We start from the raw sequence: 24,223 nt of genomic DNA on the forward strand, positions 1-24,223 counted from the left end.
TGCGGATGGCTCTGGATCATTTCGGGCTGGAGACAGGGGCAGTGCTGGCGCCGATCCCGCCACCGGCGGCGACTCGCGCACCGCCGTTCACCTACTGTGCGAGATTCGTTGCAGCCGGTAGTTTTCGCTGTCATGCGTTCACGAGACCCTGGTTCCCTGCCCGTGCTGATCGTCGGCGGTGGCATCGTCGGACTGTCGAGTGCCCTGTTCCTCGCCCATCGCGGCGTCCCGTGCGTCCTGGTCGAGCGTCACGAGGGCACATCCACCTACCCCCGGTTCCGGGGTATCAACGTCCGCACGATGGAGCTGTACCGAAGTGTGGAACCGGCCCTGGAACGCGACCTGCTGGCCATCGCGGAGCGGGAGGACGAGAGCGGCCAGCTGGGCAAGGGGTGGACCCTGGCCGACCCGGATCTCGTCTGGATCAACACCGCGAGCGGAGCGGTGCCGCAGCACCTGAGCCCGACGTCCATGTGCGTGGCCGACCAGGACCGGGTGGAGCCGATCGTACGCCGCCACGCCGAACGCCTCGGTGCCCAGCTGCGCTTCCATACAGAGCTGATCGGCTTCGACGACACACCTGACGGTATCGAGGCGCACCTTCGCGACCGAACGACCGGCGAGGAGTCGGGCATCCGAGCCTCCTACATGATCGCCGCCGACGGAGCCTCCTCTCCGCTACGCGACAGGCTGGGTATTACCAGCCATGGTCCCGGCCACCTCGCCCACCGCCTGGCCCTCTACTTCCGGGCGGACTTGAGGGCCCTCACGCCCGGTCGCAAGGTGTTCGCAGCGTTCCTCGACAGCGTCGGGGGGCATCTTGTCCGCCGGGACGCGGACAAGGGCATGTGGCAGCTCAGCGCGCCCTTCGATCCGGAGAACGGCGAGCGGGTCGAGGACTTCACCCCAGCCCGCTGCCTGGAGATTGTTCGCGCCGGCGTGGGCCAGGCTGACCTGGACGCTGAGATCGTCGGGGTGCTGCCCTGGGAGATCGCCGCGCGGGTAGCCGACCGTTACCGTGCGGGCAGGGTCTTCCTGGCCGGCGACGCGGCCCATGTCAACGGACCGTGGGGTGGTCTGGGCGCCAATACCGGCGTGCAGGACGTCCACAACCTCGCCTGGAAACTCGCCGCAGTCCACCACGGCCAGGCCACGGACGGCCTCCTGGACACCTACGACGCCGAACGGCGCCCGGCGGCCGATCTCGTCGTCGGCTACGCCTTCCGCTCCATGCTGCAAGACATGTCGCCCGGCGCCCCGCTGCCCCCCGGCCCCGAGATCGAGTTCCCCGAGGTCGTCCTGGGGTACTGCTACCGCTCCGCAGCCGTGTCCGGCAGGCCACCCGACATGGTGGAACCACTTGTCCCCAGCCTCCCCGGCCCCGCCCCCGTAGAGAATCCGCTGTGGCCCACTGGGCGGCCCGGCACACGAGCCCCCCACGTCAGCCTGGAACAGGCCGGCCAGCGGGTGTCCACCATCGACCTGACCAGCTACGGCTTCACGCTGCTGGCCGCGCCGCAGGCCCACTGGGCCGAGGACGCTGTGAAGATCGCCGAAGGCCTGGCCGTGCCCGTGACCCTTTACCGGATCGGGCCAGACGGGGACCTTGGTGATCCAGACGGCACCTGGGCGGACACCTTCGGTCTCACCCCGACCGGCGCCAGCCTGTTGCGGCCGGACGGGTTCATCGCCTGGACAAGCCCCTCCGACCAGGACAGCCCCCTGACCGGCTTCCGGACTGCACTCACCGGCCTGCTTGGCCGTACCCCGCAGGAGCCCATGTGACCTCGTTCGTAGCGATCAACCTGTTCACCGTCGCCATCGAGAAGCAGCAGACGCTGATCGACGTGATGGGCCAGACCATCACCGACGACGTGGCGTCCGAGGGACACCCCGGGGTCCGCAACTCGTTCCTGTATCGGAGCCTGGACGGGTCGCGCGTCGCGAACGTGACGCTATGGGCGAGCAAGGAGGACTTCGACACCGCTCACAGCCTGCCGAGCTTCCCCCAGGCCCTGGCCCGGCTGGCGGGGATCGCGGACTCCGCCGACGCCAACACCTACGAACTCGCCTTCGAGCTGAAGCCTGCCACCCAAGGGGACGGCACCCTGCATCACTGAACGTGTGGTCAGCGCAGACGGCGGTGATGAGTTCGACGAGGAGTCCGGATCAACCGGTCCGCCCGTGTCACACGCAGGCAAGGACGCCGGCCTTGTCGACGCCGGTTCAGGTGGCCCGGACGCGTACCGGTATGACTTCACGCGGTCGGATACGGGGGGGGGTGATCTCAAGTCCTGGGACCTGCACTCCGGCACCAGCCGGACGGCCGGGCAACGCCAGCGCACGGTCAAGCTGTCGGACCCTCTGTGGCCGACTTCCTCCAAGGGGCCCGGCACAGCGAAGCCCGGCTGGATCATCCTGGCTTCGCCTGTGGCCGTTTCGCCCGCCCGATGTTCCTGTTCAACCGTCGGCGAGACGGCGGAGACGCTGCAGTTTCGGCTTTGTACAAGGAGGGTCTGACTCAGCTTCCAGGCCACTCCCATCTTGGCCCCAGGTGTGTCTGACGTTGCGTCTGTAGCTTCGGCTGAACCTCGTCCCACCGAACGCGTCGGCCCCTTGTCTTTCGCCGAGGGCGTGCTCGACCGTGTATGTAAGGGCCTTCATCCGTGATCAGAGAAGAACGTCATCGGGTCGTCGTAGTAGCCGATTCGGACACCCGCTGGAAATGGGGTGCATCGGTCGCTCGCCGGATCGCCCCGGGCCATGTGCTGGAGGCGTACTTCTTGCGGACCCGGGCGACGCCCACTGAGCGTCAGCTCGCGGAGATCGGCGTGGTGCCGGACAGCCGCAGGGACATCGATGCCGCCGATCTCATTGACGACGGACAACTGGCGAGCGCGGATCTGGTGGTGTTCGCCACCGCTGGCGGCACCACCGTGTCGCTGCTGCACTCTCTGTCCCTGAACTGGGCGGCTCGTGAACATCGCCCGATCACGGTTACGGGCTATGTGGGAGTGGTCTACGAGAAACTCGTCGACGGTCTGCTCACCCGAGCCGGCGCCGATCTCGTGCTGGCCAACAGCGCCTATGACGCCGACCGGTTCCGTGACGTATTCAAGGGTGTCGGCGCCGATCAGACGTCCGTGGTGGAAGCGGCACTTCCTTTCATGGACGAGAAGGCGTACGACCCCACGATGGCAGGTATCACCAGGCCGTTCACGGTGTGTTTCGCCGTGCAGCCCTCCGTTCCGAGGAATCGGCGGGCCCGGCTTCGCCTGCTCGAACGGGCGGCCGCCCACGCGCGCCGCTATCCGGAGAGGATGGTGCTGATGAAGCTGCGGAGTCTGCCCGGCGAACACACCACGCACATAGAGGCGCATCCCTATCAGTCGCTGATCGGGCAGTTGGAGAATCCGGTGCCGCCGAATCTTCAGCTGGTATACGGGAATATGGGAGAAGTCCTCGACCGTACAGACCTCCTGGTCACTGTCTCCTCGACGGCCGCCCTGGAGTCTTTGCACCGTGGGATACCGACGGCGATCCTTACGGACTTCGGGGTTCGCGAGGCACACGGCAACCACTACTTCACCAACTCCGGCTGCCTGGCCTCCTGGTCAGACATCGACGAGGGAAATGTTCCGCTGCCAGACCCACACTGGACAGCGCATCAAGGTATCGGCCAATCCGATCCGTACGCCTCAGCCCGGGCCCGGATCGCCGCACTGCGCGCCGCCGGCCCGCTGCCTGCGATCGCACCGTATTACACGCCTGAGCGCGCTTCGTTCTATCTGCCTGAGCTGTTGGCCAGGCATGGCCTGGACGAACGGGGCAGGCCGCTGTCTGTGCCGCTCAGCGGTGGGCCTGGGGCGCGCGGCCTCGTTCTGAGACAGCTGCGGAAGATGCTGAGGCCGCTTGCCAAGCGTGTGTACCAGTTCGGGTATCAGCGAGTCGCGCCGGCTCTGCGCCGGATAGGAGGTCAGTTGTGAGCACCGGCCACGTACCCCGTGTCCTGGTTGTCATTCCCGCCCGGGGCGGCTCGAAGGGCGTGCCCGGCAAGAACGTGGCACTGGTTGGCGGCGTACCTCTTGTCGCGCGTGCGGTGCGTGCCTGTCTGGCCTCCGGGCGGGTGACGGACGTGGTGGTCTCCACGGACGACGCGTCCATCGCAGCCGCGGCAGCCGTCGCCGGCGCCGATGTGATCGTGCGTCCCGCGATCATCGCGGGCGACTCGTCGGCCAGTGAGGCCGCCTTGATGCACGCGCTGAACAGGTTCGAGGCGGATCGCGGTGTCACCGTGGACGTCTTGGTGATGGTTCAGTGCACCAGCCCGTTCCTCACGACGTCGGAGGTCTCGGGTGTGGTCGCCCGCGTGCTCGACGACGGTGCTGATACTGCGCACACCGTTGCGCCCTTCCACGGCTTCGTATGGCGGGAGGGCGATAGCCCGGCCGAGGCGGGTGAGGCCGGCGCGCAGGGCGTCAATCACAACAAGACGTATCGGCTGCGCCGCCAGGACAGGCCGCAGGAGTTTGTGGAGACAGGGGCCGCGTACGCGATGCGCTCCGCCGGCTTCCGCAAAGAGGGCCACCGATTCTTCGGGCGAACGGTACTCGTTCCCACGGATCCCGCGCGCGTCCTGGAGATCGACGAGCCCGCAGACCTGGAACGGGCGCACGCTCTGGCACCGCTCGTCGACGGCTACGACGAAACCTGCGAAGAGGTGGTGCCCATGCCGGCACCCACACGCGCCGACGTGGACGCTGTCGTCATCGACTTCGACGGCACTCAGACCGATGACCGGGTGTGGATCGACGCCTCGGGCCGGGAGACGGTCGCGGTGCACCGCGGCGACGGGCTCGGCATCGCGGCACTGCGCCGGGCGGGCCTGAAGGTGCTGATCCTGTCCACCGAGAAGAACCCGGTCGTCGCCGCACGTGCCCGGAAGCTGGACGTGCCGGTGATTCAGGGCATCGACCGCAAAGACTTCGCACTCAAGCAGTGGTGCGAGGAGCAGGGAGTCGACCCCCAGCGGGTGCTCTACGCCGGAAACGACGTGAACGACCTCCCGTGTTTCACCCTCGTCGGCTGGCCCGTCGCCGTCGCCGACGCCCAACCGGAAGCCCGTGCCGCCGCCAGGACTACCACGACCAGCAACGGCGGACACGGAGCTGTCCGGGAGATAGCCGCCTGGCTACTCGGAAAGGAACTGTACAAGTCATGACCCTCCCCATACGCGCCCGCCTGATCGGCGACCGCCTCGTAGGCCCCGGTCACCCGGTGTACATCACCGGAGAGATCGGCATCAACCACAACGGCGATCTGGAGAATGTCTTCGCCCTGATCGACGCGGCCGCCGAAGCCGGCTGCGACGCCGTGAAGTTCCAGAAGCGCACCCCCGAGATCTGCACCCCCCGCGACCAGTGGGACATCGAGCGCGACACCCCCTGGGGCCGGATGACCTACATCGACTACCGCCACCGCGTGGAGTTCGGCGAGGACGAGTACCGCGCCATCGACGAGCACTGCGCCGACCGCGGCATCGACTGGTTCGCCTCCCCGTGGGACACCGAGGCCGTCGCCTTCCTGGAGAAGTTCGAGAACATCGCGGTCCACAAGGTCGCCTCCGCGTCCCTGACCGATGACGAGCTGCTGCGCGCCCTGCGCGACACGGGCAAGACGGTCATCCTCTCCACCGGCATGTCCACCCCGAAGCAGATCCGGCATGCAGTAGAGGTGCTCGGCAGCGGCAACATCGTGCTCTGCCATGCCACCTCGACGTACCCCGCGAAGAATGCGGAGCTGAACCTGCGCATGGTCAACACCCTTCAGGCGGAGTTCCCGAACGTCCCGATCGGCTACTCCGGACATGAGATCGGCCTGCAGACCACTCTGGCCGCGGTCGCCCTCGGCGCGGTCTTCGTTGAGCGCCACATCACCCTCGACCGCGCTCACTGGGGCTCCGATCAGGCGGCTTCGGTCGAGCCGCAGGGCCTGGAGCGCCTGGTGCGCGACGTCCGCATCATCGAGGAGGCGCTCGGCGACGGAATCAAACAAATCTACGAGGGGGAGCTCGGCCCGATGAAGAAGCTCCGCCGCTTCCCCGGCGTGATTGCCGAGCGCGAGGCCGCCGAACGCGCACTGGCAGCCGCATCGTGAGCGGCACGCTCGCGCTGATCGAGAGCCCCGCCCAGCTTCTGAACCTCGTTGAGTGGGTGCTGGGCGAGCGGCATGGCACGGCTGATCCCGGGCAGGTACGGGCCGCAGTGCTGCTGCCCCGCGACGCCACCACGCGCCGCCAGCTGGCCGCGATGGCCCCCTTCGCCGTCGCCGAGGGTATCCGCGTGAGCGTGCACGACCTTCGCCGCAACCCGGCCGCTCTGGCCTACAGCGGGGCCGTACTGGCCCCGCAGCTGGCCGGGGCGGAGCGGCTGGTGATCGGCGATCCGTTCTCCGGCCTGATTCAGCAACTGCTGCCGCTGGCAAGGACGGCGCGGGATGTCGTCCTGGTGGACGACGGCACGGCCACGCTCGAACTCGCCACCCAGCTGCTCGCCGGCCGGCCCCTGGTGCGCTGGCACCGCACCGGGCCGCCACCGGCCGCCGCGTATCGCACCACGCGCCTGCTCACGCCGGGCCACGGCCGGCGCCTTGAGGTATATACCTCCCTCGCGAAGGATCTGCTCCTGCCGCCCGGAGGGGTGGTCACCGTGAACGCGTACTCCTGGACCCGCGACCGATTCGGGCCGCCCGAAGTACGGCCCGGCACCGATCTGGTCGGCACGTCGCTGGCGGAGACGGGACTGGTGGACCCAGGCCGGTACGTGGCCGAGGTCGTCGCGCTGGCCAAGGAGCTGGGCTGCAGCCGCTACCTGGCCCACCGCAGGGAGGACCCCGGCAAGCTGGAGCGGATATCCCGGGCGACCGGCGCCGAGATCATCATGCCGGAGCTGCCGCTGGAACTGGCCCTGCGCACGGGCCCCGTGGGGCGGACGGTGGTCAGCTTCGCGTCGACGATCGTGCATACCCTGCCCGCAGTCCTGGCAGGCACAGGCGTCGACGTGGTGGTCCACGACGGTGCCGTTGACTGGCTGAAACGGGACGCCCCCGACCGCGTCCGGGCCTTCCTTGAGGAGGTGATCACTACAGCCCGCAACCGGCACCGACTGCGGATCATGCACTCGTGACCGTTTCCCGTGTGGACCGCCAACAGCCCAATCGGGGGCTCATCGAGCCTGGCCGACCCGTGGCCTCGGAGGTGTACTCAGGTACCACTGCCCCCCCAAGGTGTCTCCCACGGTGCCATCCCCGAGTCGTCTCCGCTTCCTAACGTGGAGGTACCGCACTCGGGGATGGCCCGACCGCTGACGGAAAGGTGCACTGGTGATCGAGGTACGCGAGCTGACGAAACGCTACGGGGTCAAGACCGCCGTCGACCGACTGGACTTCACGGTCAAACCGGGAGCTGTCACCGGCTTCCTCGGACCGAACGGCGCCGGCAAGTCGACCACGATGCGGATGATCGTCGGTCTGGACGCCCCCACCGCTGGCACAGCCACGGTCAACGGAAGGCGATACGCGGAGCACGCCGCGCCGCTCCAGGAGATCGGCTCGCTCCTGGAAGCCAAGTCGATCCACCCGGGCCGGACCGCCGAAGGCCATCTGACGACGCTGGCCTACACCCACGGAATCCCGCGACGCCGGGTGAGCGAGGTCATCGAACTGGTCGGTCTTGCGAGTGTGGCCCGCAAACGCGCCGGAGCCTTCTCGCTGGGCATGGGCCAGCGGTTGGGCATCGCGGCCGCGCTCCTGGGCGACCCCGCCGTTGTGATGCTGGACGAGCCCGTCAACGGTCTCGACCCCGAAGGCGTCCTTTGGGTACGCAACCTCCTCATCGACCTGGCCGCCGAAGGGCGCACGGTCCTGGTGTCCTCCCACCTTATGAGCGAGATGGCACTCACAGCCGAAAACCTGGTGATCATCGGACGGGGGCGGCTGCTGGCCGACACCACGGTGGCGGACTTCGTCCGTGAAGCCGACGGCAGCGGAGTGAAAGTGGTCACGGCCCAGCCGGCCCGTCTGCGGGAGCTGCTGGCCGGTCCGGGCGTGGAGATCACTGGTTCGGCGGGGACTGAGGAGTTGCATGTGAGCGGGCTGGAGGCCCGCCAGATCGGAATGGTCGCCGCCGAGCATGGCGTGCCCATCTTCGAACTCACACCGCGCGAAGTCTCGCTCGAAGAGGCGTTCATGGATCTCACCCGTGACTCCGTCGAGTACACCAGCACCGGCCACGACGATTCCGAGAGGGCGGCATGAACAGCAGCGTTTCCACCAAACCCCGGGAAATCCCCGCCACCACCCGCCCCCGGTACCGGGTGACCGCACCACGCGTGTTCCGCTCCGAGTGGGCGAAATTCTGGTCGCTTCGCTCCAGCTGGATCACCCTGGGTGTGGCCGCGCTCATTCTCGTGGCCTTCGGTTTCATCGCCTCGGCCTCGTTCGACCCCTCTGGCGCCGCGGCGCAACCCGCCGTCGGCCCCGCCCCCGCTTCCGACGCGGTCGGCCTAGCCCTGACCGGCACCTCGCTCGCCCAGCTGGCCATCGGTGTCCTTGGAGTCCTGGTGGCTGCAGGCGAGTACAGCACCGGCATGATCCGGTCCACACTGACCGCCGTACCGCGGCGCTTGCCGGTCCTCTGGTCCAAAGCCCTCACTTTCGCAGCCGTCGCCCTGGCCGCCTGCGCCGTGGCCGTGCTGGCCGCTTTCCTCGTGGGCAGCACCCAAGTCAGTGGAACGTCCGCGGCACTGTCTCTTTCCGACGACGGTGTACTGCGCAGCCTGGCAGGCGCTGCCCTGTACCTCGCGTTGGCGGGAGTCCTGGGCGTCGCCTTGGGCGCCCTGCTGCGATCGGTGGCCGGCGGCATCGCCGCGCTCGTGGCGAGTCTGATGATCATTCCCGGACTGACGTCGTTGCTTCCCGATTCCTGGGCCGACACCGTGGGCCCTTACCTGCCGAGCAACGCTGGCGACGCGATGATGAGTCTCCATCAGTCCTCGGGCGCCCTCAGCCCGGGGGCGGGCCTGGCTGTTCTAACCGGCTGGGTCGCCTTGGTGCTCGGCGGAGCGGCCCTGCGCCTGGTACGCACGGACGTCTGAGCACCATCAGCCGCTCCGGGACGTCCGCTCATCGGAAGGCTCTGGTCCGCACGATGGAAGATGAGAACAGGTATCCGCCTATGCCTCACAGGGGCTCGGGCCCGGTTGCCCGCACGGCGCTCTCCGCGCGGTCGGAGAGGTTGGGCGGGCACCCCTTCCTGGACCGGCTGCTCGGATGGCAGCAACGGCTCCAGCACCTCGACCACCGGCGGCCGTGGATGCTCGATACCGGTGTGGTGATCTTCGTGGCCCTGCTGGGCCTGCCGTACCTCGTCGGGGGACAGACCGGACCGCCCATGTCGGCGCAGCGAGTGAGTGAACCGCCGGCCGTCGTCGTCCTGTTGCTGCACGTCGGTCTCACTCTGCCGCTGTGGTGGCGGCGCCGGGCACCGACCGTCGCCTTCAGCGTGGTCGCGGTCACCTGTGTGACGCAGTGGATCATCTCGATCTGGCTGCCGAGCGGTATCAGCCTGCTCCTGGTCCTGTACAGCCTCGCCCTGTACGGGCCACTGAAAGTGATCCCCTGGGCGGCGGCCGTGACCGTAGCGGGTCTCGCGCTCGCTGCGTTCCGGTCCGGTACGCAGCAGCCCTGGCTCGCCGTCTTCTTCCTGGTCGGGACGGCGACGGCCGCCTTGGCTCTGGGGCTCGTCTTCCGGATCAGGCGTGCCTACCTCGCTGCGGTGGAGGACCGCGCCACCCGGCTGCAGATCGAGCAAGAGCAACGAGCACGGCTCACAGCGGCGGCTGAACGCTCGCGAGTGGCCCGCGAGATGCACGACATCGTCGGCCACAACCTCGCGGTCATCATCGGCCTCGCCGATGGCGCGGCATCTCTCGCCGCCAGCCGCCCCGAGCGCAGCGCCGAGGCACTGCGCATCATCTCTGGCACGGGACGCCAGGCACTCACGGAGCTGCGACGCGTCCTCGGCGTCATGAAGGACCGTGCCGAGGAGGCAGTGCTCACCCCTCAACCAGTCCTGGCTGACCTGGAAGCCCTGATCGAGCGCGTTCGGGCGGCGGGTACCCGCATCACGTACCGGACCAGCGGCAGTCTCTCCGAGCTGACCAGCGGCGTTCAGCTGACGGCGTACCGCATCGTCCAGGAAGCTCTGACCAACACTCTCAAGCACGCCGGCTACCACTCGTCCGTAAGCATCACCATCGAGTTCCACGACGGTCGAGTCCGCGTCGCAATCTCCGATACGGGTGCGCCACCCGAGTCGACCCAACCGCCCCGGACAGACCCGGGCCACACTCAGGCCGGCCGTGGGATCATCGGTATGCGAGAGCGGGCCGCAATGTACGGGGGCACCCTCACCGCCGGCCCCCGGGCAGGAGGCGGCTGGACGGTGGACGCGGCCTTCGACGTAGAGCCCGACGGCGCCCACGAGGGGGAAGCTCCCGCCCCCCAGCCCGAGCCCGGTCCAGGGCCCGGCGGCAGGAGAACGCCTTGACCACTGTGCTGATCGCAGACGATCAGCCGCTGCAGCGGCTGGGTTTCGTCATGCTCATGGAAACCAAACCCGACATCGAAGTGGTCGGTGAAGCCACCCACGGCGCTGAGGCTGTCCGCCTCACCGCCTCGCTCCACCCCGACGTGGTCCTCATGGACGTGCGGATGCCCGGCATGGACGGCATCGAGGCGACCCGGCGCATCGTCGCGGCCGGCGGCCGTTCCCGCGTACTCATCCTCACCACATTCGACCTCGACGAGTACGCCTACGCTGCCCTGCGCGCCGGCGCCAGCGGCTTCCTCCTCAAGGACGCCATGCCCGACGAGCTCCTCGCCGCCATCCGGTCGGTGTCGGCCGGGGACGCCGTCGTGTCACCCAAAATGACCCGTCGCCTCCTTGACGCCCACGCGGGTGACCTGCGTCCGCCGGAGCACCGGCCCCCAGGCGCCGACCCCCGGTTGCGCCTGCTCAGTGAGCGAGAACGGGAGGTCCTCATCGCGATCGGCCAGGGATGGACGAACACAGAGATCGCCGAACGTCTGGGCCTGTCCGAGTCGACGGTAAAGAAGCACGTGGGCCGTGTTCTTGCGAAGCTGGAAGCCCGAGACCGGGTACAGGCGGTGATCATCGCCTATGCCACGGGCCTGGCACACACGACTTCCTGACTTCCTGAGGCGCCGGAAACGGCCGGTCCCGGTACGTCGGCCTTGACGGCGCTCTGATCCCCGTGGGCGCTGTTTCGAGGAAACTCACAGACGGCTTTGAACATGGTCCCAGGGTGCGCACAGGTGTGATTCGTAGCGTCGCGGCATGGTTGGATCCGGATCTCGTCGCCGCCCACGTCGCACCGCACGCCGTCGTCTGCTCGTCGTTGTGACGGGTACCGCCGCCCTCCTAGGTTGCGTCGTCGCCGGTGCGGCGAGCCTGCGACATGAGTCATTGGGCACGGCTGCCGTCGCGGCGTTGTCCTCGCCGGCGCCGACGCCCGGCCGGAGTGCCGAAGCCGAGGCGGCCGCGGCACCCCAGGCCGAGGTGGTCGATCTGGACGATCTGCTGGCGGCTGAGCTCGCTCACGTGGCATTGACTGGCGACGCGCGGATCTCGGTGGCGGTGCTGGATGTGGAATCGGGTGACAGCGCAGTGTTCGATGGCGGTCATTACGACACCGCGAGCATTGTGAAGGTCGACATCCTGGCCACGCTGCTGTTGCAAGCCCGGGATGCGGGGCGGGCGCTGACCTCGCGCGAGCGAACCCAGGCGACGAACATGATCGTGAACAGCGACAACACCGCGACCAACGCCCTGTGGGACACCATCGGCGGTGCACCGGGTCTGGACGCCGCAAACGAACGGCTCGGCCTGACAGCCACCTCCGCCGGCCAGAACGGCAACTGGGGCCTCACCCAGACCACAGCCGAAGATCAACTGACTTTGCTCAACGCGATACTCGGGCAGGAGTCACTCCTGGCGAAGGCCGACAGGGACTTCATCGAGGAGCTAATGGAGAACGTGGCGGCAGGTCAGGACTGGGGGGTGTCCGCCGTCGATTCCAGCGCGGCGCTCAAGAACGGCTGGCTTCCACGCACCGCGACCGGCCTGTGGGATATCAACAGCATCGGGCGGGTACAGGTCGACGGACGTGACTGCGTCATCGCGGTTCTCTCCGACGGCAATCTCACCCAGGCGGACGGCATAGCACTCGTCGAGGCCGCCACCCAGGCCGCCGCCTCAGTCATCCAAACGACTGGAAGAGCGTCCTGACCCTCATTGGCCCGGCCAGTTGGCACGCGCATCTCGTAGATCATCCCAGCCGGGGCCGGTCACTTCTGGCGCGGCGTGAAGCCGGCTCTCAGCTTCCTTTGAGGTTGGTGCGATACGTATGAAACCATGACCGACTCCGCACCTTCACCGACCACTGTGCTCGTCGTCGACGATGAGCCGAACATCCGCGACCTGCTGTCCCAGACCTTGCGTCTGGTCGGCTTCGACGTCGTCGCGGCGGCGAGCGGCTTCGAAGCCCTCACAGCCGCGGAGGCCACGCGGCCGGGGCTGATCGTGCTGGATGTGATGCTTCCCGATCTCGACGGTTTCGAGGTGGCGGCCCGACTTCGTGCGGCTGGGCAGGATGTTCCGGTGCTGTTCCTCACGGCCAGAGACTCGATGGACGACCGGATCCGCGGGCTGACGGCCGGTGGCGACGACTACGTGACGAAGCCGTTCAGCCTGGAGGAGGTGGTCCTGCGGATCCGCGCGATTCTGCGCCGGACCGGCGCCCCCACAGGGGCGCACGCCCAGGCCGTACCGGATCCGGTACTGCGCTACGCGGACCTGGAGCTGGATGAGGACCGGCACGAGGTGCGCAGGGGCGGCCGGCGCATCGAGCTGTCGCCGACCGAGTTCAACCTGCTTCGCTTCCTGCTTGAGTACCCGGGCCGGGTCATCAGCAAGGCGCAGATCCTGGACCGGGTGTGGTCCTACGACTTCGGCGGCGACAGCCGGATCGTGGAGTCCTACGTCTACTACCTCCGCAAGAAGCTCGACTCCACCGGTCCGCGACTCATCCACACCGTCCGTGGAGTGGGGTACACGCTGCGGCTGCCGCACGGAGTCCGGTGATGGTGTCTGGGCCCCGCCGGTGGCGGCACTGGACGCTGCGATCCCGGCTGGTCGTGGTGAGTGCCGCCCTGACCGCGGTCGCCCTGATCGGCGCCAGCACGGCCGGGGTAATCCTGCTGCGCTCCTACCTTGTCGACCGAGTCGACCGGCAGCTGGCCGTTCCCGGCTGGGGAGGCCAGCAGCAGCGCATGGTGCGCAGCCTCGCCGACCCTGGGCCGGACGGGCCGCGCGCGCCCGCGCCCGGCGACCAGTTCCTGTCGGGGGTGTTTGGTTCCGACGCTCGGATCTACCTGTTCGAGCAGGGCGGCAAGCGTGTGGTGTACCCGACGGACGACCCCGAACCGGGCCCCGCCCTGCCTTCGGTGGCGGAACTGGCCGGGCACGCGGGTGTTCCGTTCACCGTTCCGGGAGAGGACGGCGGCGCCGACTGGCGGGCCGTCGTCAAGGTGGTCGAGCCGACGACCGGCCTGGAGCAAGGCGGGTTCATCGTCACGGCCATCTCCCTGGCTCAAGTGGAGGAGACCACGGACCGGCTGATGCTGATCGACGCAGCCGTCGTGGCTGGCGCGCTCGCCCTGCTGGGGGCGGGGGCGGCGTTCCTCGTTCGGGTGGGCCTGCGCCCTTTGACGCGGATGGAGGCCACCGCCGGGTTCATCGCGGCGGGAGACCTTTCACAGCGCGTACCGGATACCGATCCCCACACGGAGCCGGGCCGCCTGGGCATGGCGATGAACGCCATGCTTGTCCGCGTCGAGTCGGAGATCGATGCACGCACGGCCTCCGAACAGAAGCTGCGCCGCTTCCTCGCCGACGCCTCACACGAACTGCGCACCCCCCTGACCTCCATCCGCGGGTTCGCCGAGCTCTACCGGCGCGGCGGTGACCCCGTGGACGCGATGCGCCGCATAGAGGCAGAGGCCGCACGCATGGGAGTGCTCGTGGAGGACCTGCTCATGCTGGCCCGGCTCGACGAGCAGCGCGCACCGCAGCAGCTGCCCGTCGACCTCCTGGAACTCACCCTGGACGTGGCACGAGCCCTTCACGCCCGCTCCACGAACCGGATAGTGCGGATCCTGGACCTGGACGAATCAGGCGGACTGATCGAACCCATGGTTGTCATCGGTGATCCGCTGCAGCTGCGCCAAGTGCTCGGCAACCTGCTGGCCAACGCCGACCGGCACACTCCGCCCGGCGCGCAGATCACGATACGCCTCGGGTCCAGGCGGCCCGACGCACTCGGCCCGGCACTGGCAGCAACCGGCGGCCTGATCTCCGCGGACCGGCCGGCCGCAGTGATCGAGGTCGCCGACACGGGTCCCGGCGTGCCGCCCGCGCACGCCCCGTATGTGTTCGAGCGTCTCTACCGCGCCGACCCCGCACGGACCGGCGGAGGTGCAGGGCTGGGACTGTCGATCGCCGCGGCCATCATCCAGGCGCACGGCGGCCGCCTGGACTTGGCCGCCCAGCGCCCGGGGACCGGGGCGACGTTCCGGGTAGCCCTCCCGCTGTTCTGAGTGGGCGTTTAATGTAGGCGAAAAGTCAGTTATCGCCTAGTAAGTTCCTCACCAGGCTGGGTGGCCTCGTCCGTCATACGCTTGCCGAGGTTGTCGATCGAGGCGACGCCGCTTGATTCTGCCGTTGCCGTGAACCTTCTCCAGATTCCCAGGTGGCTTTGAGGTTGGGCCCAGGGTCCGCTGAACCTCGACTGCCAGCATCACCACTCGTACGGGCCCGCCGGCCACTCCAATGACCGGCGGCATTCGGATACAGAGGAGTGGTGAGGATGCGAGGGGCACTCAAGGTGCGTGCACTGACGCTGCCGGCCGCCGCGATCGTGGCGATGGGATTGCTGACAGGCTGCGGCGGCACGGACGGGGACACCTCGAAGGTGGCCTCCGTCAACGGTGAGGGCGGCACCACGGGCGGCGGCGCCTCGGACAAGAGCGATGCCGAGCAGTCGCAGGAGTTCGTGGGCTGCATGCGCGACAACGGCGTCGACATGGAGGACCCGGACCCGGAAACCGGGCAGCTGGACATGAAGTCGGTCATGGGCGGGGGAGCGAACTCCGACGCGCTGCGCACGGCGATGGAAGCCTGCCGTGACAAGGCCCCGCAGGCGATGAAGGACCGCGGCGGCCAGGGCAATCCGGACGCCGCGCAGCTGGAGAACATGAAGAAGTTCGCCGCCTGCATGCGTGAGAACGGCGTCGACATGGACGACCCGGGGCCTGAGGGCTTCGACCGGGAATCGATGAACATGAGCGACCCCAAGTTCCAGGACGCCATGGGTGAATGCCGCGAGTTCCTCGGCGGCATGATGGGAGGCGCGAAGTGACCCTCCACGAAAGCACCGAGAACCTGCTGACCGCCGACGCCGGTGCCGGTGCCGGCTCGGATGGCCCCGGCGTCCAGGCCCCGCCGGCCGACCGCCGCAGGAAGCGCCCGCTGCGCACCTCCCTGATCGCCGTCGCGGTAGCCGTCGTCGCCGCCACCGGCGTGGCCGCCGCGACCGGAGCCCTGGGCGGAGACGGCGACACGACAGCCTCCGCGGCACCGGCGGGCCCGCCCAAGACCGCGAAGGTCGAGACCACCTCGCTGACGCGTACCGAGACCGTGAACGGAAACCTCGGATACGGCGACGCCACCGCGGTGCAGGCACCACCTTCCGGCAACTCCTCGTCCGCTGGTTCCTCGTCCTCCAGTGCAGCGCAGGGCGGACAGAGCACAACCAGTAGCGGCTCGGGCGTGATCACCTGGCTGCCGGGGGAGGGCGACACGATCAAGCGCGGCGCCACTGTCTACAGCATCGATGACCGCAAGGTGCCGCTGCTGTACGGTTCGACGCCTCTCTACCGAACGATCCAGCCGGGCAGCGAAGGCAAGGACGTGAAGCTGCTGGAGGAAAACCTCTCAGCCCTCGGCTACACGGGCTTCACCGTGGATGACGAGTACACCGACGCCACCGCCACCGCCGTGAAGGCGTGGCAGGAAGACCTCGGACGTGAAGAGAGCGGCACCCTCGCACCCGGCGACGCGGTCGTGGCCACTGGGGAGCGGCGCGTGGCCGACGTCAAGGCCACCAGCGGAGGCTCACCCACCGGGGACATCCTGACCTGGACCGGCACGGACCGCATCGTCACCGTCGACCTCGAGGTGAAGTTCGAAGACCTGGTCGACGACGGCACCAAGACCACGATCAAACTCCCCGACGGCACCAAACTCGATGCCACGGTCAAGGACATCGGCACGGCGGCCACCGCAGCTCCGGCCACCGGCAGCACCGGCGGCAGCGGCACCTCCAGCGCCAGTTCCGCCGACGCCACTCTCCCCGTGAAGCTGGAGGTCAAGGACCAGACGAAGCTCGGCCGCTACCAGGCCGCGCCGGTCGACGTCACCTTCGAGGCCGAGACCCGCAAGGACGTCCTCGCCGTCCCCATCAACGCCCTGGTCGCACTGCGCGAGGGAGGCTACGCACTGGAGACCGTAGGCACCAAGGGCCTCGAATACCTGCCGGTCGAGCTCGGCATGTTCGCCGGCGGACTGGTCGAGGTCTCCGGCCAGGGAATCACCGCGGGCCTGGTCGTAGGGGTCCCCAAGTGAGCCCCATCTCCCCGCCGGTCATCGAGCTGACGGGCGTCACCAAGACGTACGGGGAGGTCGACGCCCTGGCAGGCGCCGATCTGGTCGTACAGCGCGGAGAACTCCTGGCCGTCGTCGGCCCCTCCGGCTCAGGTAAATCCACGATGCTCAACATCATCGGAACACTCAGCCGGCCAACCACCGGAACCGTGGCCATCGACGGCCACGACATCTCCGACCTCAGCGACCGCGAACTGTCCGCACTGCGCGCCGGCACCATCGGCTTCGTCTTCCAGCAGTTCCACCTCGCCCCCGGCGTCCCCGCACTGGACAGTGTCGCCGACGGACTGCTCTACAGCGGCAAACCCCGCGGCGAACGCCGCAGGCTCGCCGAACAGACCCTGCGCCGTGTGGGTCTGGGCCACCGCCTCTACAACGAACCCCACCAGCTCTCCGGCGGCGAGAAACAACGCGTCGCCATCGCCCGCGCCGTCCTCGGCGACCCGCCCCTGCTGCTCGCCGACGAGCCGACCGGCGCACTCGACTCCCGCTCCGGAGCGGTCGTGATGGAGCTGCTGCACGAACTGCACGACTCCGGAACCACCGTCGTGATCATCACCCACGACCGAGACATCGCCGCATCCATGCCCCGCGAGGTCCGCATCAAGGACGGCCACATAGAACACGACTCCGCCCATCCCGACCACGCCTACGAGAGGGCCGGGACATGACCACGTCAGCACCCACCAGGCCACGCCCGAAGGCGGCCCGCCTCAGCCCCTCCGACGTACTGCGCGTCGGCGGCTCCGGCCTGCGCTCCCGCCCCATGCGGGTATTCCTCTCCGCACTCGGCATCGCCATCGGCATCGCCGCCATGATCGGCGTCGTCGGCATCTCCACCTCCTCCAGCGAAGAACTCAACCGCAAACTGGACGCGCTGGGCACCAACCTCCTCACAATCTCCCCAGGCCAGTCCTTCGGCGGCGGCGACGCACACCTGCCCGCCGAAGCCGTCGACATGGTCGCCAGGATCGGTTCCGTCGAATCCGTATCGGCCACCGGTAAAACCGACGCCAAGGTCTACCGCAACGACCGCATACCCAAGCAGGAGACCGGAGGCATCGGCGTGTACGCGGCACGCACCGACCTCCCCGCCACCGTCGGCGGCCAAGTGGCCACCGGACAGTGGCTCAACGACGCCAACGGCAAATACCCGGCCGTCGTCCTGGGCCCCAAGGCCGCCGAACAACTCGCGATCTCCAAGGCAGACCCCGACACCCAGGTATGGCTGGGCGGACAGTGGTTCACCGTCATCGGAATCCTCGAACCCAACGAACTCGCACCCGAACTCGACGCCGGCGCCTTCGTCGGCTGGGAAGCAGCCGAACACGAACTCGACTTCGACGGCTACCCCACCAACATCTACACCCGCACGGAAAGCACCGCCGTAACCGACGTACAAGCCGTACTCGGAGCCACCGCCAACCCCGAAGACCCCAGCTCAGTAGAAGTCTCCCGACCCTCCGACGCACTCGCCGCCAAGGAAGCCACCGACGACACCCTCAGCGGACTGCTCCTCGGACTCGGAGCCGTCGCACTGCTCGTCGGAGGCGTCGGTGTGGCCAACACCATGGTCATCTCCGTTCTGGAACGCCGCGCCGAAATCGGCCTGCGCCGCTCCCTGGGTGCCACACGAGGCCAGATCCGCACCCAGTTCCTGTGCGAATCCCTGTTGCTGTCCGCCCTCGGCGGCGCCGGCGGCGTGCTTCTAGGCATCGGCGTCACCGCCGGCTACGCCACCTACCAGGGCTGGCCCACCGTCGTACCCGCCTGGGCCATGGCCGGAGGAGTAGGCGCCACCCTCATCATCGGCGGACTCGCCGGCTTCTACCCCGCAGTACGAGCCGCCCGCCTACCCCCGACCGAAGCACTCGCCGCCTCCTGAAAGCAGCGGTGCCCTCTACCCACAGCCCCCGAGGCAGAGGGCACCACCTTCATAACAGGCCTGGAACAACGCGGCGCGCCCCCGAGACGTCCTCGCCGACGAGTGGGCAGAACCGAGCGACCCGGACCCGTACGCCGTTCCGGCTGGAGGTAACTCGAACGACAAGGTCAAGCATGTTGACACATTGCTTGCTTCACGTTCACGTGTGCGCGGGGATGCCGTGGTCCACCCAGGGCCGGGATAACCGATGCTCGAACTGAGTCCCTAACGGGCAGAAGAGAAAGCGGTCAGCGCGTGCCCCGCGTGGACAGGATCGGCAAACCAGCCCGGGCGGCGCACCGCACTTGGTCGACAGAAGAATTCAGGGCCTGCCGCGCAACGGATTCGCCATCAGCGTCACTCGAGTCCAGGATAGTGGTGCAGTGGGCCTCGCCCGGAAGGCCGCCGCTGCGGCCTCGGCGGATCGTCGTGCACCGACCCGGCAGATCCCTCGCTCCCGTTGGAGGTTGGCCCCGGGTTACGAGATGCTGCGGCGCAACGCACGACGTGCGGTACCAATTTCCATGGCCAGGCGACTCTCAGGAGATGGGTGCGATCGGCGAGTCGGGTCCTGAACGCCTTCTCCGCGCCTAACGAGTTCGCGGAGCGCGATGGGTACGTATGCTCTCCCATAGCGAGCAGTTTGCGGGAGCCCTACCGCACGCCGAACGCCTACGGTTCTGACGGCCAGGATGCGATGGGTATCGAGCCACCCGGTCTCGGGAAGGGCAATGCCCCGCTCCTCCAAAGAGGGCGGGGCACTCGGGTCCGATAAGCACAGCAGCCAGCTTTGATTAATGGACATCGTCCACGCTACGGCATCGAACGAGCGGGCATCGGGTTCACCCAGCGTGAGGAGTGCCTCCCTAACAGCTGGGTTTCGGTCGACGATGCGTTCGCAGCCAGCGCCGGGCCGGCGGATGCGTCCCAACGGCGCCTTTCCGGAGTTGAGTTCCCCCGCTCCGATAGACACTGTGGCCTCACGGACACTGGCGGCACGGGCAACTGCTCTGATCCCGCCGTGGCCGAGGGAATGGGCCTCCGCCCCTATCAGCAGGCGATGCTGCCGCTCGTCGAGGCGCGGAATCGTCTCGAACTTGGCTGCCATCACGGCCCGTTGCCCATCCAACCCGCTCATGCCAAACCAACGAACCACCGAACGGAAAGCCACGACTTAAGGATCTGCATCACCCTCAGCCGAGGGCCAGGCGTGCGACCGGATGCAACCAAGACTCGGTTCTGGCACAGATCTTGTGCCAGAACCTGAAACTCACCAACAAAGCCACCGGAGCGGCCAGGCCCGCCAGGACCTCAAGATGTCTGCGGACGTTGCCCGGAGATCGCCGAGGCCTGCCGTCTGGCCCGTGGCTTCACCGCGATCTTGCGCCGCCATGAAGGACACCGGCTGAGAGACTGGCTCGAGTCCCAGGTCAAGGAGATCCGCACCTTCACCAAAGGGCTCCGCAAGGACCTTTCCTTTCACCGACGGACTCACACTCCCGCTGAGCTCCGGCGCCGTCGAAGGCAGCGTCACAAGAATCAAACTCCTCACCCGCCAGCACGGCCGGGCCGGGTTCGATCTCCTCCGCAGACACATCCTCCTGGCCCACTGACAGCTCGCTTCACGGAAAGTGTCGAAGAACCTCAGTTCTCCCCGGAGTGTCACCAGAGCCAGCTAAATGGCGCGGGTCGCCGGGATGCCGGGGCCCGGCTCGTCCACCGGTGAACGCTACGCGCTGGCGGGCTTTCGCCGCCTGATCGAGGAGCGAGCATGTCACGAGAACTTCGCGCACGGTGACTAGGCGCTCGACCGCCTCTAGTGCACGGTTCACGGGTTCGGAGACGTAGTTTCTGCTGGATCCGGCCGGTTCATCGACCTGCCGACAGCCGCGCCAGGCGATCGTAAACCCACAGGGGCGCATCCGCGGACCGGGCGACTGTGCCGTGGGGGGGCGGTGGTCACTGCTGCCCGGACTGCGCGAGCAGGGCCAGAGCGGCGGCGAAACGGGTCCGTGGGGCGTCGGCGGCCACCGCGCGTGCGTCGGCTGCGGTGTCGACGTCCCGCAGCACGGGCAGGTCCCGCACCCTCAGCCCGGCCTCGGTCAGCCTTCGGCGTTGCTGGTCGCCGGTGTCGGGGGCGTCCATCGGTACTCCGCGCAGCAGCGCGGGATCGGGGTGGGCCAGTCCCAGGGCCCAGAATCCGCCGTCGGCTGCCGGGCCGAACCATGCGTCGCAGCCCTGCCAGGCGTCCAGGGCGAATGCGGGCGCGAGGACGGCGGGGGTGACCTGTGGGGTGTCCATGCCGATCAGTACGGCCGGTCCGGTGCAGAGTTCGAAGGCTGCGGCGAGGCGTTCGTCCAGGCTGCCTTGCGCCTGTGGGGCGACCTCGATGCCGGGCGGAAGCCAGGCGCCGGCCGTGCCCTCGAGGACGAGCAGACGTCGTTCGACGGGGGCCGCGAGCATGGCGTGGAGGGAGTCGGTGAGCATCGCTTCAGCCAGCCAGGCCGCCTGTCGGGGCGTGTACGGCGGGGTGAGGCGGGTTTTCACCCGGCCGGGCAGCGGTTCCTTGGCGAGGATGAGCATCGTGGTCACCGCGCCCCCGCCCCACCGGACGCCGGAGCATGCCTGGGCGGCTCCGTCAGCACCGCGCGCATGTCGTGTACCGCGTGCCAGGTACCCCGCAACGTGCCGGTGACCTTCGACTTCCCGGCCCGCGGCACATAGGGGACATCGACCTCACTGACCCGCCAGCCCGCGTCGGCCGCGCGCAGGACCATCTGAAGCGGGTAGCCGCTGTGCCGGTCGGTCAGCCGCAGGCCGATCAACGGCTTCCGCCGGGCGGCGCGCATGGGCCCCAGATCGTGCAGGCGCAGCCCGGTGCGCCGGCGCACCATCTGGGCCAGGGCAAGATTCGCGGCCCGCGTGTGAAGGGGCCAGGCCGCATGTCCCTGCGGGCGACGTCGTCCCAGCACCAGGTTCCTCGTGCCGTTCGCCACTTGCTGCACGAAGGCGGGCAGCAGCCCGGGGTCCAGGGAGGCGTCGCAGTCGCAGAAGCAGACGAACTCCGCCTCCGCCGCCAGCAGCCCCGTATGGCAGGCGGCGCCGAACCCGCGCTGCGGCTGGTAGACGACGGTCGCGCCGAGAGCGGCGGCGATGGCGCTGGAACCGTCGCTTGATCCGTTGTCCACGACGATCGCCCGCCAGGTGGGCGGGATGCGTTTCAGCACCCAGGACAGGGCGCGAGCTTCGTTCAGGCACGCCAGTACGACGTCCACCGTCACGGCGTTCTGGCGGGCCATGGTCTCGCTCCACGTGACATCAAGTCTTCAAGGGTGCCCTTCAAGCACCCTGACGGACGCTCGAAGGGAAGGTCCTGAAAGAGAACGTGCTCGAGCTCGAAGAGGCACACGATCTCAGTGCACAGCGGGAGGTCGCCGCCGTCGACGCCTCCGGAACATCCGTTCCTTGATCATGGTGGCCTCGTCGTCCGCCAACCGTTCGACCACTCGCCGGCGGATACCCATGAAATGGCCACATGGGCCACGTTCCGGGAGGTTGGCAGTTCACCTTCCTCCAGGGTGAGTTCAGTCACGTTCGGGAGCATAGCCATCGCCGATGTTCCGCGGTCGACGACACACGGCGTTTCCGGTGAGGCCATGCGACGGCGGGGAGTGACCGCCGCAGGGGTAATCCGGGTCAGGTTCCACGCTGCAGGCTGTGCGCGAACTCCGCCATTCCTTCGGTGAAGCCGGTCTGCGCCCGCCAGCCCAGTTCGTCGGTCAGCCGCTGCGAGGAGGCGGTGATGTGCCGTACGTCGCCGAGCCGGTACTCGCCTGTGACCACGGGTTCCGGGCCGCCGTTGGCCCGGACGAGCGCCTGAGCCATCTCCCCGACCGTGTGGACGTGCCCGCTGCCGGTGTTGAACGCGCTCAGCCCGCCGGGCTCCCGGCCGGCGAGGGCCTCCAGCGACAGCACGTTGGCCGAGGCCATGTCCCGCACGTGCACGAAGTCCCTGCGCTGTCCGCCGTCCTCGAATACCCGGGGAGCCTCCCCGCGGGCGAGCGCGGAGCGGAAGAAGGAGGCGACGCCCGCGTACGGGGTGTCTCGCGGCATCCCCGGCCCTTAGACGTTGTGGTGGCGCAGGGACACGGCCCGGCCGCCGGTCGCCCGCGCCCATGCGGCGGCCGAATGCTCCTGGGCGACTTTGGTCGCGGCGTACACGTTGCGCGGATCGAGCGGCGCGTCCTCGTCAACCAGTGCGGGCACCAGCTCGGCGCCGCAGTCGGGGCAGGAAGGCTCGAAGCGCCCGGCATCGAGATCCTCGGTCGTCCGCGGCCCGGGGTGTAGCTGTCCGTGTCGAGGGCAGTCGTAGCGGCCTTCCCCGTAGACGATCATCGATCCCGCGAGGACCAACCGCTTGACGCCGGTCTGCGCCATGGACGCCAGCAGCACGGCGGTGCCCACATCGTTGCAGCTCACATAGGCGGGCGCCTCGGTGAAGTCTTTGCCCAGCCCCACCATGGCCGCCTGATGGCATACCGCGTCCACCTCGCGTAGCGCCCGAATCAGCGCGCCCTGGTCCCTTACATCCGCGTGGACCCATTCCGCGGCTGAGACGGATGGGTGTGCGGCGGTCCGGTGGACCGCTGGCAGCCGGGTATCGAGTACGACGGGACAGTGCCCGCGGCTGGCGAGCGCGGTGACGATCTGCGAGCCGATGAAGCCCGCTCCGCCGGTGACCAGTACACGCATGACACCAACGCTAGGCGTACGCGCTGCGCAGGGCGCTCCGGCTTGCCGTGCCCGGGGCTGCGTGAGTCGATGGAGGTGCGGCAAGAACGTCTCACGTTCCTGGAGCATGATCAGAGGTCGTGCAGTATGGCCGTCAACGAGCAGACCGAGCGCCCCGGGCCGGAGCCGCTGGCCTCGTCCCGTGTTTCCCGCGTGCTTCTGGCCGTGTGCCGGGTCACGGTCGCCCTGCTGTGGATCCAGAACCTCTCCTGGAAGCATCCGCCGAGCTTCGGGCACAACAGTGCTCCCCCGGAGGACCTGTACGCCTGGACCCTCAAAGGGGTGGACAACGAGGTCTTCGCCCCGTGGGCGTGGCTGGTCGAGCACGTGATCATCCCCCACTTCGCGGTGTTCGCCTGGGGCGCGTTCGCGATCGAGGCATGCCTGGGAGCGTTTCTCCTGGTGGGTCTTGCCGCCCGGTTCTGGGCGCTGGTCGGTCTGGTCCAAACGACCGCCATCACCTTCTCCGTGCTGAACACCCCGCACGAGTGGTTCTGGTCCTATTTCCTCATGTATGCCGTCCATCTGGCGCTGCTGGCCACCGCTGCGGGACGCGCCTACGGCGTCGACGGCGCTCTGCGCCCGCTGTGGCGGCAGCGGGGCGGCCGACTGTCGCGGGTGCTGATCGCGGCGTCGTGAACCCAGGA

20 protein-coding genes and 2 pseudogenes are annotated in these 24,223 nt (G+C 68.4%); 18 read left to right on the forward strand and 4 right to left on the reverse strand.

The genetic code is table 11. The features are described 5' to 3' along the window. Nucleotides 1–132: 132 nt before the first annotated feature. The 17 genes from ACTVZO_RS13785 (at nucleotide 133) to ACTVZO_RS13865 (ending at nucleotide 18,746) form a co-directional block, all read left to right on the forward strand. Nucleotides 133–1,785, forward strand: coding sequence for an FAD-dependent oxidoreductase (locus ACTVZO_RS13785; RefSeq protein ID WP_443298663.1), 1,653 nt, complete (start codon nucleotides 133–135; stop codon nucleotides 1,783–1,785). After that, nucleotides 1,782–2,120, forward strand: a complete 339-nt coding sequence (locus ACTVZO_RS13790) for an antibiotic biosynthesis monooxygenase family protein (protein ID WP_443298664.1) — start codon at nucleotides 1,782–1,784, stop codon at nucleotides 2,118–2,120. Before ACTVZO_RS13785 ends, ACTVZO_RS13790 begins: the two co-directional genes overlap by 4 nt. A gap of 546 nt (nucleotides 2,121–2,666) precedes the next feature. After that, nucleotides 2,667–3,986 carry a DUF6716 putative glycosyltransferase gene (locus tag ACTVZO_RS13795; protein ID WP_443298665.1) on the forward strand — a complete coding sequence of 440 codons (1,320 nt, stop codon included), beginning with the start codon at nucleotides 2,667–2,669 and terminating at the stop codon, nucleotides 3,984–3,986. Then, complete coding sequence (locus ACTVZO_RS13800; protein ID WP_443298666.1) at nucleotides 3,983–5,221, forward strand: cytidylyltransferase domain-containing protein; 1,239 nt, start codon at nucleotides 3,983–3,985, stop codon at nucleotides 5,219–5,221. Before ACTVZO_RS13795 ends, ACTVZO_RS13800 begins: the two co-directional genes overlap by 4 nt. Then, the gene (locus ACTVZO_RS13805; RefSeq protein WP_443298667.1) at nucleotides 5,218–6,156 is read left to right on the forward strand and encodes an N-acetylneuraminate synthase family protein; all 939 of its coding nucleotides are present in this window, start codon (nucleotides 5,218–5,220) and stop codon (nucleotides 6,154–6,156) included. Before ACTVZO_RS13800 ends, ACTVZO_RS13805 begins: the two co-directional genes overlap by 4 nt. Further along, nucleotides 6,153–7,184, forward strand: a complete 1,032-nt coding sequence (locus ACTVZO_RS13810) for a hypothetical protein (protein ID WP_443298668.1) — start codon at nucleotides 6,153–6,155, stop codon at nucleotides 7,182–7,184. The genes ACTVZO_RS13805 and ACTVZO_RS13810 overlap by 4 nt, the downstream gene beginning before the upstream one ends. Nucleotides 7,185–7,380: 196 nt before the next feature. Then, nucleotides 7,381–8,313, forward strand: a complete 933-nt coding sequence (locus tag ACTVZO_RS13815) for an ATP-binding cassette domain-containing protein (protein WP_443298669.1) — start codon at nucleotides 7,381–7,383, stop codon at nucleotides 8,311–8,313. Next, entirely contained in the window at nucleotides 8,310–9,152 is an 843-nt protein-coding gene (locus tag ACTVZO_RS13820; RefSeq protein WP_443298670.1) for an ABC transporter permease, read from the forward strand. The genes ACTVZO_RS13815 and ACTVZO_RS13820 overlap by 4 nt, the downstream gene beginning before the upstream one ends. Before the next feature lie 80 nt (nucleotides 9,153–9,232). Then, complete coding sequence (locus ACTVZO_RS13825; protein WP_443298671.1) at nucleotides 9,233–10,606, forward strand: sensor histidine kinase; 1,374 nt, start codon at nucleotides 9,233–9,235, stop codon at nucleotides 10,604–10,606. After that, nucleotides 10,603–11,271, forward strand: a complete 669-nt coding sequence (locus ACTVZO_RS13830; RefSeq protein WP_443298672.1) for a response regulator — start codon at nucleotides 10,603–10,605, stop codon at nucleotides 11,269–11,271. The genes ACTVZO_RS13825 and ACTVZO_RS13830 overlap by 4 nt, the downstream gene beginning before the upstream one ends. Before the next feature lie 208 nt (nucleotides 11,272–11,479). Continuing rightward, nucleotides 11,480–12,367: a serine hydrolase gene (locus ACTVZO_RS13835; protein WP_443298673.1), complete on the forward strand. Its 888-nt coding sequence runs from the start codon at nucleotides 11,480–11,482 to the stop codon at nucleotides 12,365–12,367. 126 nt (nucleotides 12,368–12,493) lie between these two features. Beyond that, complete coding sequence (locus tag ACTVZO_RS13840; RefSeq protein WP_443298674.1) at nucleotides 12,494–13,222, forward strand: response regulator transcription factor; 729 nt, start codon at nucleotides 12,494–12,496, stop codon at nucleotides 13,220–13,222. Next, the gene (locus ACTVZO_RS13845) at nucleotides 13,222–14,736 is read left to right on the forward strand and encodes a sensor histidine kinase (RefSeq protein WP_443298675.1); all 1,515 of its coding nucleotides are present in this window, start codon (nucleotides 13,222–13,224) and stop codon (nucleotides 14,734–14,736) included. The genes ACTVZO_RS13840 and ACTVZO_RS13845 overlap by 1 nt, the downstream gene beginning before the upstream one ends. 269 nt (nucleotides 14,737–15,005) lie before the next feature. Continuing rightward, on the forward strand, nucleotides 15,006–15,557 hold the full coding sequence (locus ACTVZO_RS13850; protein WP_443298676.1) for a hypothetical protein: 552 nt from the start codon (nucleotides 15,006–15,008) through the stop codon (nucleotides 15,555–15,557). Beyond that, nucleotides 15,554–16,822 (forward strand): peptidoglycan-binding protein, encoded by a 1,269-nt coding sequence (locus tag ACTVZO_RS13855; RefSeq protein ID WP_443298677.1) that lies wholly within the window; start codon nucleotides 15,554–15,556, stop codon nucleotides 16,820–16,822. The genes ACTVZO_RS13850 and ACTVZO_RS13855 overlap by 4 nt, the downstream gene beginning before the upstream one ends. A 5-nt stretch (nucleotides 16,823–16,827) precedes the next feature. Beyond that, nucleotides 16,828–17,532, forward strand: coding sequence for an ABC transporter ATP-binding protein (locus tag ACTVZO_RS13860; RefSeq protein ID WP_443303163.1), 705 nt, complete (start codon nucleotides 16,828–16,830; stop codon nucleotides 17,530–17,532). Beyond that, the gene (locus ACTVZO_RS13865) at nucleotides 17,529–18,746 is read left to right on the forward strand and encodes an ABC transporter permease (RefSeq protein ID WP_443298678.1); all 1,218 of its coding nucleotides are present in this window, start codon (nucleotides 17,529–17,531) and stop codon (nucleotides 18,744–18,746) included. Before ACTVZO_RS13860 ends, ACTVZO_RS13865 begins: the two co-directional genes overlap by 4 nt. Before the next feature lie 844 nt (nucleotides 18,747–19,590). Here ACTVZO_RS13865 and ACTVZO_RS13870 read toward each other — a convergent pair. The 4 genes and pseudogenes from ACTVZO_RS13870 to ACTVZO_RS13885 form a co-directional block, all read right to left on the reverse strand. Then, nucleotides 19,591–19,923, reverse strand: a pseudogene (locus ACTVZO_RS13870) (ISAzo13 family transposase); the annotation flags it as partial. Between the two features lie 821 nt (nucleotides 19,924–20,744). After that, on the reverse strand, nucleotides 20,745–21,368 hold the full coding sequence (locus ACTVZO_RS13875) for a TIGR04282 family arsenosugar biosynthesis glycosyltransferase (RefSeq protein WP_443303165.1): 624 nt from the start codon (nucleotides 21,366–21,368) through the stop codon (nucleotides 20,745–20,747). A 5-nt stretch (nucleotides 21,369–21,373) separates the two neighbouring features. Then, complete coding sequence (locus ACTVZO_RS13880) at nucleotides 21,374–22,084, reverse strand: glycosyltransferase family 2 protein (protein ID WP_443298679.1); 711 nt, start codon at nucleotides 22,082–22,084, stop codon at nucleotides 21,374–21,376. Between the two features lie 397 nt (nucleotides 22,085–22,481). Beyond that, nucleotides 22,482–23,537: pseudogene (locus ACTVZO_RS13885) on the reverse strand (NAD-dependent epimerase/dehydratase family protein). A gap of 126 nt (nucleotides 23,538–23,663) precedes the next feature. Here ACTVZO_RS13885 and ACTVZO_RS13890 point away from each other — a divergent pair. Beyond that, nucleotides 23,664–24,215 (forward strand): DoxX family protein, encoded by a 552-nt coding sequence (locus ACTVZO_RS13890; RefSeq protein WP_443298680.1) that lies wholly within the window; start codon nucleotides 23,664–23,666, stop codon nucleotides 24,213–24,215. The last annotated feature ends 8 nt before the right edge of the window (nucleotides 24,216–24,223 follow it).

Source organism: Streptomyces sp. IBSNAI002 (assembly GCF_052244475.1).
GTDB lineage: Bacteria > Actinomycetota > Actinomycetes > Streptomycetales > Streptomycetaceae > Streptomyces.

Coding starts and splice junctions, on each gene's coding strand:
- ACTVZO_RS13785 (WP_443298663.1), top strand. CDS start 133: ATGCGTTCACGAGACCCTGGTTCCCTGCCCGTGCTGATCGTCGGCGGT.
- ACTVZO_RS13805 (WP_443298667.1), top strand. CDS start 5,218: ATGACCCTCCCCATACGCGCCCGCCTGATCGGCGACCGCCTCGTAGGC.
- ACTVZO_RS13820 (WP_443298670.1), top strand. CDS start 8,310: ATGAACAGCAGCGTTTCCACCAAACCCCGGGAAATCCCCGCCACCACC.
- ACTVZO_RS13825 (WP_443298671.1), top strand. CDS start 9,233: ATGCCTCACAGGGGCTCGGGCCCGGTTGCCCGCACGGCGCTCTCCGCG.
- ACTVZO_RS13840 (WP_443298674.1), top strand. CDS start 12,494: ATGACCGACTCCGCACCTTCACCGACCACTGTGCTCGTCGTCGACGAT.
- ACTVZO_RS13845 (WP_443298675.1), top strand. CDS start 13,222: ATGGTGTCTGGGCCCCGCCGGTGGCGGCACTGGACGCTGCGATCCCGG.
- ACTVZO_RS13850 (WP_443298676.1), top strand. CDS start 15,006: ATGCGAGGGGCACTCAAGGTGCGTGCACTGACGCTGCCGGCCGCCGCG.
- ACTVZO_RS13865 (WP_443298678.1), top strand. CDS start 17,529: ATGACCACGTCAGCACCCACCAGGCCACGCCCGAAGGCGGCCCGCCTC.
- ACTVZO_RS13875 (WP_443303165.1), bottom strand. CDS start 21,368: ATGCTCATCCTCGCCAAGGAACCGCTGCCCGGCCGGGTGAAAACCCGC.
- ACTVZO_RS13880 (WP_443298679.1), bottom strand. CDS start 22,084: ATGGCCCGCCAGAACGCCGTGACGGTGGACGTCGTACTGGCGTGCCTG.
- ACTVZO_RS13890 (WP_443298680.1), top strand. CDS start 23,664: ATGGCCGTCAACGAGCAGACCGAGCGCCCCGGGCCGGAGCCGCTGGCC.